The organism is Pseudomonas fluorescens (assembly GCF_002837185.1).
Taxonomy (GTDB): Bacteria; Pseudomonadota; Gammaproteobacteria; order Pseudomonadales; family Pseudomonadaceae; genus Aquipseudomonas; species Aquipseudomonas fluorescens_AM.
Genome location: NZ_KZ477986.1, coordinates 127,809 through 137,324 on the forward strand (window position 1 = coordinate 127,809; position 9,516 = coordinate 137,324).

Genomic DNA, 9,516 nt, shown 5'->3' on the forward strand with positions numbered 1-9,516 from the left:
CAGTGCGGGCCCGGTCGGACAGTCTCGCATGATGCTTGGGGTTAGTCAGTGTCGACCAAGGTCTGAGCGCGACTTGATGTCGCGGCTTAGCGAGGGGGCAGGGTTTTCTGGCGCAGGATGTAAATCGTCACCAGCACCGCGCTGGTCAGCATGAACCCGCGTGCCCACGGCAACGGCACCAGGTAGCAGGACAGGGTGATGCTCAGCCACATCAAGCCGATGGCGTAGACCTTGCCCTTGAGCGGGATGCCATTACCGTCCAGGTAATCACGAATCCAGGGGCCCAGGCGCGGGTGTTCGACCAGCCAGTGGTAAAAACGCGGGGAGCTTCGAGCGAAGCAGGCGGCGGCCAGCAGGAGAAAGGGGGTCGTCGGCAATACCGGTAGGAAAATGCCGATCGCCCCGAGCGCTACGCTCAGCCAGCCGATGGCCAGCAGCGCGTAACGCAGGAGCGGCGAGCGCTTGCCCATGGGGTCCACGGGCAAGCGACTCAGTGGTGACGTGGCTTGAGGATCGCCGGTTTTTCGTCAGGCGCGTTGCACAGCAGGTACAGCGCGGTGAGGGCTTCCGGGATCTGTACGATCATGTCGTCCATCAGGTTGGCGTCGGCGGCGATATCGGAAAATTCAGCTTCTTCTTCAAAAAGCCCCGAACCGACCATGATCGGCAGCAGCATTTCGCTGACTTCTTCCTCGGCGGTTTCGAACCAGGCGGCTTCGCGCAGGAACACGCCTTCCATGAAGCCGATGCACCAGCCGCGCAGGTCGGAGTCGTCCGGATCGTCGCCCAGGTCCAGTTCGCACGGCAGCTCGAACTCTTCATCGGAAGCCAGTTGGCGACTGATGTGGGCCTTGAGGGCCAGCAGAGTGGCTTCGATTTCTTCGCGCTGGGCGTCGTCGGCGTAATGAGGTTCTTCGGCGAACAGCGCGTCGATCCACTCACGGTCGGGTACGACTTCGGAGCAGATAGACAACGCGGTCAGGTAGCCGTGGGCGGCCACATAGTCCAGCGCCTCGTCATGCAGCTCATCGGCGTCGAGGAAGGCTTGCAGGCGGGTTAGTTGCTCAGCGAAGGACATTGAAGAATTACCTTGGGAATAAACGATGCGGGAATTCTAGGCGTTCTTGAGCGCCCAGGCCAGCCGCACGGCATATTTGCCCGGTTTTAGACAGCGGTGTCTATTCGTCAGTCGCGCCCTTTGCCGGTGAACGCTCGGGTATACTGCCGCGTTTTGTGATGCCCCTGCAGGCCATGCGGCACTCCGGGAAAACTTCGCTTACGGATTATTTTCCGTGAAAACGGGTTTTTTCGGCCAGCCTGTACAGAGGGATTTGCGCACCATTTTGGAGTTTTACATGCTCGAGCAGGCTCAACGCGTCCTCAAGGACATCTTCGGCTACGACAGTTTTCGTGGCCGCCAGGGTGCGATCATTGAGCGCGTGGCCAGTGGCGGCGATGCCCTGGTCCTGATGCCGACGGGCGGCGGCAAGTCGTTGTGCTTCCAGGTGCCGGCGCTGTTGCGCAATGGCCTGGCCGTGGTGGTGTCGCCGCTCATCGCATTGATGGACGATCAGGTCGCCACCCTGGAAGAACTGGGTGTCGCCGCCGCGGCCTTGAACTCCACCCTCAGCGCCGAGCAGCAGCGCGACCTGGCCGCGCGGATCAAGCGCGGCGAAGTGAAGATGCTCTACCTGGCGCCGGAGCGGCTGGTGCAGCCGCGCATGCTGGCGTTCCTGCAGAGCCTGGAAATTGCCCTGTTCGCCATCGACGAAGCCCACTGTGTGTCGCAGTGGGGCCATGATTTCCGCCGCGAATACCTGCAGCTTGGCCAACTGGCGGAACTGTTCCCCGATGTGCCGCGTATTGCCCTGACCGCGACCGCCGACAAGCGTACCCGCGAAGAGATCGTCGAGCGCCTGCATTTGCAGGGCGCCGAGCGTTTCCTGTCGAGCTTCGACCGACCGAATATTTTCTACCGCATCGTGCCCAAGGAGCAGCCACGCAAGCAGCTGCTCGCGTTTCTCTCCGAGCGGCGCAGCGATGCGGGTATCGTCTATTGCCTTTCACGCAAGAAGGTCGATGAAGTCGCCGCGTTCCTCTGTGAGCAAGGTTATCCGGCGCTGCCTTATCACGCCGGCTTGCCCAATGAAACACGCTCGGCGCACCAGAAGCGCTTCCTCAACGAGGAAGGCCTGATCATGGTGGCGACCATCGCCTTCGGCATGGGGATCGACAAATCCAACGTGCGTTTCGTGGCGCACATGGACCTGCCCAAGTCCCTCGAGGCCTATTACCAGGAAACCGGCCGCGCCGGCCGTGATGGCCTGCCGGCGGATGCCTGGATGGTCTACGGCCTGCAGGATGTGGTGATGCTCAAGCAGATGCTGCAGAACTCCGAAGGCGATGAGCGCCACAAGCGTCTGGAGCAGCACAAACTTGACGCCATGCTCTCGCTGTGTGAAGAGACCCGCTGCCGCCGCCAGACGCTGCTGGCGTATTTCGATGAAGACATGCCGCAACCCTGCGGCCACTGCGATAACTGCATCGACGGCGTGCAGACCTGGGACGCTACCGAGCCGGCGCGCCAGGCGTTGTCGACGATCTACCGCACCGGCCAGCGCTATGGCGTCGGTCACCTGGTGGATGTATTGCTGGGCAAGGACAACGAAAAGGTCCGCAGCTTCGGCCATGAAAAACTCTCGGTCTATGGCGTCGGCAAGGCCCGTGCAGAAGGCGAGTGGCGTTCACTGTTTCGCCAGATGGTCGCGCGCGGGCTGGTCGACATCGATATCGAAGGCTACGGCGGCCTGCGCCTTAACGACAGCTGCCGGCCCTTGCTCAAGGGCGAGGTCAGCCTGGAGCTGCGCCGCGACCTCAAGCCGCAGACCACCGCCAAGAGCAGCACCAGCCAGGCCAGCCAGCTGGTGCGTGGCGAGGAGCGCGAACAGTGGGAGGCCTTGCGTACCCTGCGGCGCAAACTGGCGCAGGAACACAGCGTGCCGCCCTACGTCATCTTCCCCGACTCGACCTTGCTCGAGATGCTTCGCGAGCAGCCCACCAGCATGGCCGAAATGGCCAGGGTCAGCGGCGTGGGCGCACGCAAGCTGGAGCGTTATGGCCAGGCCTTCCTCGAGGTGCTCGGCGGCCAGGCCGAAGCACCGAAGGAAATCGCCGATATCCGCCACGAACTGATCAGCCTGGCCCGCGCCGGCATGACCCCGATCCAGATCGCCGGCCAGCTGCAATGCTCGGAAAAAAATGTGTACACGTTGCTGGCCGAAGCCATCGGCAAGCAGCAGTTGTCCCTGGAGCAGGCCCTTGATTTGCCGGAGGATTTGCTCGGCGAAATCCAGGATGCCTTTCTCGACGGGGAGGGCGAATTGCCACCTGTCGCGGAGATCGCGCCGCTGTTTGCCGGGCGGGTTCCCGAGGGCGTTCTGTACTGCGTGCGTGCCGCTTTGCAGTCGGAATTCGAAATTTAGTGTGGCAATTACGACAATGTAACGAATCAGTACATACCGGGCCTTGCCTCCTGGCATGGCTCATGCTTAGCTGACTAATAATTAGCCACACTTTATTTTCAGTCTAAACCATGAGTTTTTTATGCCGTTAACCGATCAACACCGTTTTGGCATGCAGTTGGCGCAAATGTCCCGAGGTTGGCGCGCCGAGCTGGACCGCCGCCTGGCGGGGCTGGGCTTGTCCCAGGCGCGATGGCTGGTGCTGCTGCACCTGGCCCGTTTTACCGAAGCACCTACCCAGCGTGAATTGGCACAAAGTGTCGGCGTGGAAGGGCCGACCCTGGCGCGTCTGCTCGACAGCCTGGAAGGCCAGGGCCTGGTGCAACGCCAGGCCGTAGTGGAAGACCGCCGCGCCAAACGTATCCTGCTGTGCGACACGGCGCGCCCGCTGATCGACCAGATCGAGACCATCGCCACGGCGTTGCGCCATGAACTGTTCGTTGGGGTGGACGAAGAGGATCTGCGCGTGTGCATGCGCGTCCATGGGCATATCCTGGCGAATCTGGAAAAGTCCTGATTCCCCAGTGTTCCGAAGATCAAGAAATGTGGGAGGGGGCTTGCCCCCGATGGCGGTGGGTCAGCTAAATATAAGCTGGCTGATCCACTGCTATCGGGGGCAAGCCCCCTCCCACATTTATTCTGCGCTGTGTCAGAAAGTCTGGCCCAGGTTCAGGTACACCGCCTTCTGGTTATCATCATTGAACCCATAGCTGAAATTCAACGGCCCCAGCGGCGTATCGAAGCCGAGGAAAATGCTCGCCGCGTTGATGTAGCCGCTGTCGAACTCATTGTCATTGTTCCACGCCCGGCCCCGCTCCAGCGAGGCCCCGAGGTACAGCGGAAAATCCAGCGGCAGGTATGAGCGCGGCGTCAGGCGGCGGTAGTACACCGCGCGCATCAGGCTGATGTTCTGGGCCGAGATCGCATCCTGGCGAAAGCCTGACAATTGTCGCGCGCCGCCCAGCAGGAAGCTGGACACCACCACGTCCGAATCATCCAGGGTGCGTCCGTAGCGACCACCGAGAATCAGGGTGTCGGGGCCGTGGCTCATGGCTTTGTCCAGCTTGAACTCCCATTGGCGGTAGCGCTGGTCCGAACCCAGCCCGGGCGCGAACTCCCGGAAGGCGAGGCCGATGTCTTCGCCGGTGTGCGGGAAGTACACGTTATCGAAAGAATCGAACGAGTATTTCAACTCATAAAAACCCTCGCTGAAGCTCATGCTCGGCAGGTCGCGGTCGCCAATGCGCACGTCCGCCTTGCCCCAGGCTTCTCCGACGCCGAAGCGGATTTCGCCGCTGTTGCCGATCTGCCGTCCGACGTTCAGGCCGAAACCGTAGCGCTCCAGCCGGTATTCAGAGATGGGATCGTTGTCCAGGGTCAGCTCGACGTTCTGCGCCTGAGCCCTGATATAGGGCGCGATAAAGTAGCGCGAGCCGGTGTCCATCGGTTGATAGAACTCGCTGTACAGCTCCTGGCGGTCACCGATCTGCACCCGCGTCAGCCATTCGGCGCCGAGGCGGTTGATCCCGTTCACCCGGTAGCTGGCGCCAAGGTTGAAGGCGCTGTCGCCGCGCATGTCATCGGACAGGTTCAGCCCCAGGCGCAGGTAGTCGGTGCCGCTGCGTTTGCCGCGCGCGCTGATGACCAGGGTATTGTCCTTGCCCTTTTTCACCACGCGGTATTGCACCTGCTCGAAGTAGTCCAGGCCGTACAGCGTGCCCATGTCCGATTGCAGGCGGCCAAGGTTGAGCGGTTCGCCCAACGTCTGGCGGATGTAGTAGCGGATCACGTCATCGCTGACCTTGGAGTCGTTTTCCACGTCGATCGCGGTAATGATCGGGGTGCGCTCGCCCGGCGTGCGGGCGGCGGTCAGTTGTGGGTCGACAGGCTCAGCGGGGCGCAAGTGCGCCAGACGCAGGTCGAGGGCGCGGGTGGCGCGGTAGCCGGCGTCGATCATGTCCCTGGCGCGTCCGAAGTCCGTCACGCCGTAGGCTGCCAGGGGCGGCTGGATCAAGACGTCCCTCGCGTGCAAGGCTTTGAGTTGTTCCTCGGAGTTGCGCCGGGTCATCAGGGTGATGGACTGGTTGAGCACATCGACCACGGTCGCCAACTGCTTGCGTGAGCGCAGCGGTGTGCCGATGTCCACCACGATGGCGATGTCCACGCCCATGTCCCGTGCCACGTCCAGGGGAATGTTGTCGGTCATGCCGCCGTCGACCAGCAGCCGCCCGTCCAGCTCCACCGGCGCGAACACCGCGGGGATCGACATGCTGGCGCGTATCACCTGGGGCAGGTGGCCCTTGCTGAACACGACTTTTTCGCCGGTGGTGATGTCGGTGGCCACGGCGCGGAACGGAATCGGCAGTTTGTCGAAGTTGCGCGTGTTGCTGCTGTGGGCGAACATGCTTTCCAGCAGCAGCGCCAGGTTCTGGCCCTGGATCACCCCCAGCGGCAGGCCGAGGCTGCCGTCGTCGCGGAAGCTGAGTTTCTGCTTGACCAGGAAATCGCGGTCATCCTGCTTGCGCCTGAACGGCACGTCTTCGCGCGGCGGTGCGTCGGACAAGGCCTGTTGCCAGTCGATACTGAGGGCGAGCTTTTCCAGCTCGTCGATCTTGTAGCCCGAGGCGTACAGCCCGCCAATCACCGCGCCCATGCTGGTGCCGGCAATCGCGTCGACCTGGATACCTTGTTCTTCCAGCGCCTTGAGCACGCCGATATGCGCCAGGCCACGGGCGGCGCCGCCGGACAGCACCAGGCCGATTTTCGGGCGTGGGCTTTCAACGGCGTCGGCGAGCAGGGGAAGCAGGCACAGGAACAGGCAGGACAACAAGCGGCGCATCATGAATCTCGAGGCTGGGCGATAAAGGCCGCTATTATAGCCGCTCGATCCGCCCAAGCCGTCACCCAGGAGCCTTTCACGTTATGTCCGCCAGCAAACCCGAGATCGTGATCACCTATTGCACCCAGTGCCAGTGGCTGTTGCGTGCCGCGTGGCTGGCCCAGGAATTGTTGAGTACGTTTGCCGAGGATCTGGGCAGAGTGTCGCTGGAGCCGTCGACCGGCGGCGCGTTTCGCATCACCTGCGACGCTGTACAGATCTGGGAGCGCAAGGCCGATGGCGGTTTTCCGGAAGCCAAGGTGCTCAAGCAGCGTGTGCGCGATCAGATCGACCCGCAGCGCGACCTGGGGCATAACGACCGCACGCAGTGACGTCAGGTCGCCACCGGCTGTTTGGCCTGGCTCGCGCTGCCCATCAGGCCGGAAAGCACGATGGCGACGATGATCAATGCGCCACCCAGCAGCATGCGCAGGGTGGGCGTTTCGGCAAACAGCAGCCAGGCCACGGTGATGCCATAGACCGGTTCCATGGCAAACACCACCGAGGCGGTGCGCGCCTTGATCACCGCCAGGCTGGCGACGAACAGGCTGTGGGCCAGGCCGGTACAGAACACCCCGAGCAGGCCGATCCACAGCCAGTCCAGTGCGCGCACATCCGCCAGCCCCGGTGCCGCCACGGGCAGCAGGCAGACCGCGACCACCACGTTCTGGCACAGCGCGGCCTGTACCGCCGGAATGCGTCCGGAGCTGGCGCGGTTGTTCAATGACAACAAGGCGAACAGCAGCCCCGATGCGATGCCCCAGAGCAAGCCGCCCGTGGCGTCGCTGGCCAGGTTGAAGTCCGGGGTCACCAGCACCAGGCCGATGCTGACCAGCGCTACCAGCACCATTTCATTGGCGCGAATCCGCTCGCGGAAGATCAACCCCTCAAGGATCACCGTAAAGGCCGGGAAGGCGGCGAACCCCAGGGTTGCCACCGCCACCCCGGCGACCTTGACGGCGATGAAGAAGGTCACCCAGTGCGCGGCAAGCAGCACGCCGCTGACCAGCAGGCGGCGCCAGTCGCGCATCTGCAGGTGTTTCCACGGCGCATTGCTGGCAAAGCGCGCGAACACCGCCAGGGCAATCACCGCAAACGCGGCACGCCCGAATACGATGATGGACGGTGAGGCGGCCGCCAGTTTGCCGAACACGCCGGTAAGGCCGAACATCAATGCGCCGATATGCAGGGCGCCGAGGGCTGAGCGGGGAGTCATTACGATGCCTACCAACGAAAGTGACCACCAGTCTAGAGGTTGGGTGAAAGGGATGTCTGTCGTGCGGCTCGCGATTTTTAGCGCGAAACTCTTCCTATGACGTTCGCCGCATTGTGCCCGGCGAGGCGCCAAACTCGCGCAACATGGCGGCAGCGAAGGCACTTTGCGAGCGGTAGCCCACGCGTGCGGCGATCTCACCCACGGGCAGCGGCGTCTCGCGCAGCAGCGTCAATGCCATTTGCAGGCGCTGGTGGCGCACGTAATCCATGGGGGTCTGCCCGCATTCAAGCATGAAGCGCGCGTGCAGGCGCGCCACTGACAGGCAGGCAATCCGTGCCAGGTCCGCGACATGCAGCGGGTGAGCGGCGTGGCGTTCGATATGCGCGTTGAACGCGGCATAAGGCAGGCGCCGCCCCGGCGGTGGCATCGCCTGCGGATGATTGAGGCTGGCGAGCAGCAGCAGCGCGCCTTGCCGGGCGATCAATGGATCCTGTATCGGGCTGCCGGCCAGCCATTGCACCAACTGGTGCTGGCGCGAATCCAGCGCCAGCCGGGCCGGCCGGTCGAGCAGGCGGCGACTGGCATCGGCGTGGTCACCCAGTGTCTGCAGCAGCCAATGCTCGGTTGGCACATCCAGCACCAGGCAGCGGCTACCGTCGCGGCTGCCGCAGGCGTGGTGAGCGGCAAACGGCAGGATCATCACGCTGCTTTCCTGCACCTGATCAGCACAGCCATCCACTTCGAAATCCAGGCGCCCGGACAGGCCAAACACCAATTGTGCATGGTCATGGCTGTGGGCGATGGGGGCATCGGTGTACTGGCGAAGCGTAAGACTGGGGCTCATTGCGCTCTCCTGGGCGGCAAGTCCCCAGTCTACATCGCTTAGGGGCGGCCAAGCGTTGTCATCAGACTGACGCGCAGTTGTCATGGGCTATTAACCACCAGGGCGCAAGCTCGCGAAAACAGCGTCGAGGGACACCCATGACCCGTGCCGAATTCGCCAAGCCCAGCCGCAAGCAACGGGTGCGAACCCTGTGGATTTCCGACGTGCATCTGGGCACCCGGGACTGCCAGGCCGAGCATCTATCGCAGTTCCTCAAGGGCTATCACGCCGACAAGGTGTACCTGGTGGGTGACATTATCGATGGTTGGAAAATGCGTGGCGGCATGTATTGGCCCCAGGCCCACACCAACGTGATCCGTCGCCTGCTGACCATGGCCAAGCGCGGCACCGAGGTGATTTATGTCACCGGTAACCATGACGAATTTCTACGGCGCTATTCCAAGCTGATCCTGGGCAATATCCAACTGGTGGACGAGGCGGTGCATGTCACGGCAGATGGTCGTCATCTGCTGGTGATTCATGGCGATCAGTTCGACGTGATCACCCGTTACCACCGCTGGCTTGCCTTCCTGGGTGACTCGGCCTACGAATTTACCCTGACGCTGAACCGCTGGCTCAATCACTGGCGAGCGCGCTATGGCTACGGTTATTGGTCGCTGTCGGCGTACTTGAAGCACAAGGTAAAAACCGCCGTGAGTTTTATCAGCGATTTCGAAGAGGCCATCGCCCACGAGGTGACCAAGCGTGAGTTGCATGGGGTGGTGTGCGGGCATATCCATCATGCCGAGATCCGCAAGGTGGGCGAGGTGGATTACCTGAACTGCGGGGACTGGGTGGAATCGTGCACGGCATTGATCGAGCACTGGGATGGGCACATCGAGTTGTATCGATTGGCGGATGCGCAAGCCAAAGAGGCGCTGCTTAAGGCTGAGATGGTCACAACCTGAAGTCTTGACTGGGCCAAATGTGGGAGGGGGCTTGCCCCCGATGGCGGTGGGTCAGCTAAATATAAGCTGGCTGATCCACTGCTATCGGGGGCAAGCCCCCTCCCACATTT

General features: G+C 62.5%; 9 protein-coding genes. 4 read left to right on the plus strand and 5 right to left on the minus strand.

Annotated elements, in window-relative coordinates:
• Positions 1–86: 86 nt before the first annotated feature.
• The gene (locus CIB54_RS02680) at positions 87–470 is read right to left on the minus strand and encodes a YbaN family protein (protein WP_065949701.1); all 384 of its coding nucleotides are present in this window, start codon (positions 468–470) and stop codon (positions 87–89) included.
• A 20-nt stretch (positions 471–490) separates the two neighbouring features.
• On the minus strand, positions 491–1,078 hold the full coding sequence (locus CIB54_RS02685; RefSeq protein WP_057721316.1) for a UPF0149 family protein: 588 nt from the start codon (positions 1,076–1,078) through the stop codon (positions 491–493).
• Between the two features lie 277 nt (positions 1,079–1,355).
• On the opposite strand from CIB54_RS02685, the gene recQ reads away from it, so the two are divergent.
• Complete coding sequence (recQ, locus tag CIB54_RS02690) at positions 1,356–3,482, plus strand: DNA helicase RecQ (protein ID WP_065949700.1); 2,127 nt, start codon at positions 1,356–1,358, stop codon at positions 3,480–3,482.
• Between the two features lie 121 nt (positions 3,483–3,603).
• Positions 3,604–4,038, plus strand: coding sequence for a MarR family transcriptional regulator (locus tag CIB54_RS02695; RefSeq protein ID WP_065884521.1), 435 nt, complete (start codon positions 3,604–3,606; stop codon positions 4,036–4,038).
• A gap of 132 nt (positions 4,039–4,170) precedes the next feature.
• On the opposite strand, the gene CIB54_RS02700 is transcribed toward CIB54_RS02695, so the two are convergent.
• A complete protein-coding gene (locus CIB54_RS02700) occupies positions 4,171–6,360 on the minus strand; it encodes a patatin-like phospholipase family protein (protein WP_101218482.1) in 2,190 nt (729 codons plus the stop codon).
• A gap of 83 nt (positions 6,361–6,443) precedes the next feature.
• Between CIB54_RS02700 and CIB54_RS02705 the strand changes: the two genes are divergently transcribed.
• The gene (locus CIB54_RS02705; protein ID WP_065893778.1) at positions 6,444–6,731 is read left to right on the plus strand and encodes an Rdx family protein; all 288 of its coding nucleotides are present in this window, start codon (positions 6,444–6,446) and stop codon (positions 6,729–6,731) included.
• Between the two features lie 2 nt (positions 6,732–6,733).
• Here the strand turns inward: CIB54_RS02705 and CIB54_RS02710 are convergent, their stop codons facing one another.
• On the minus strand, positions 6,734–7,615 hold the full coding sequence (locus tag CIB54_RS02710; protein ID WP_065893777.1) for a DMT family transporter: 882 nt from the start codon (positions 7,613–7,615) through the stop codon (positions 6,734–6,736).
• 94 nt (positions 7,616–7,709) lie between these two features.
• Positions 7,710–8,459 carry an AraC family transcriptional regulator gene (locus tag CIB54_RS02715; protein WP_065893776.1) on the minus strand — a complete coding sequence of 250 codons (750 nt, stop codon included), beginning with the start codon at positions 8,457–8,459 and terminating at the stop codon, positions 7,710–7,712.
• Positions 8,460–8,596: 137 nt separating this feature from the next.
• On the opposite strand from CIB54_RS02715, the gene CIB54_RS02720 reads away from it, so the two are divergent.
• The gene (locus CIB54_RS02720; RefSeq protein ID WP_065884526.1) at positions 8,597–9,406 is read left to right on the plus strand and encodes a UDP-2,3-diacylglucosamine diphosphatase; all 810 of its coding nucleotides are present in this window, start codon (positions 8,597–8,599) and stop codon (positions 9,404–9,406) included.
• The last annotated feature ends 110 nt before the right edge of the window (positions 9,407–9,516 follow it).

Bases quoted from the DNA above. Each gene is read 5' to 3' on its own strand.
- CIB54_RS02680 (WP_065949701.1), bottom strand. From the start codon at position 470: ATGGGCAAGCGCTCGCCGCTCCTGCGTTACGCGCTGCTGGCCATCGGC.
- CIB54_RS02685 (WP_057721316.1), bottom strand. From the start codon at position 1,078: ATGTCCTTCGCTGAGCAACTAACCCGCCTGCAAGCCTTCCTCGACGCC.
- recQ (WP_065949700.1), top strand. From the start codon at position 1,356: ATGCTCGAGCAGGCTCAACGCGTCCTCAAGGACATCTTCGGCTACGAC.
- CIB54_RS02695 (WP_065884521.1), top strand. From the start codon at position 3,604: ATGCCGTTAACCGATCAACACCGTTTTGGCATGCAGTTGGCGCAAATG.
- CIB54_RS02700 (WP_101218482.1), bottom strand. From the start codon at position 6,360: ATGCGCCGCTTGTTGTCCTGCCTGTTCCTGTGCCTGCTTCCCCTGCTC.
- CIB54_RS02705 (WP_065893778.1), top strand. From the start codon at position 6,444: ATGTCCGCCAGCAAACCCGAGATCGTGATCACCTATTGCACCCAGTGC.
- CIB54_RS02710 (WP_065893777.1), bottom strand. From the start codon at position 7,615: ATGACTCCCCGCTCAGCCCTCGGCGCCCTGCATATCGGCGCATTGATG.
- CIB54_RS02715 (WP_065893776.1), bottom strand. From the start codon at position 8,459: ATGAGCCCCAGTCTTACGCTTCGCCAGTACACCGATGCCCCCATCGCC.
- CIB54_RS02720 (WP_065884526.1), top strand. From the start codon at position 8,597: ATGACCCGTGCCGAATTCGCCAAGCCCAGCCGCAAGCAACGGGTGCGA.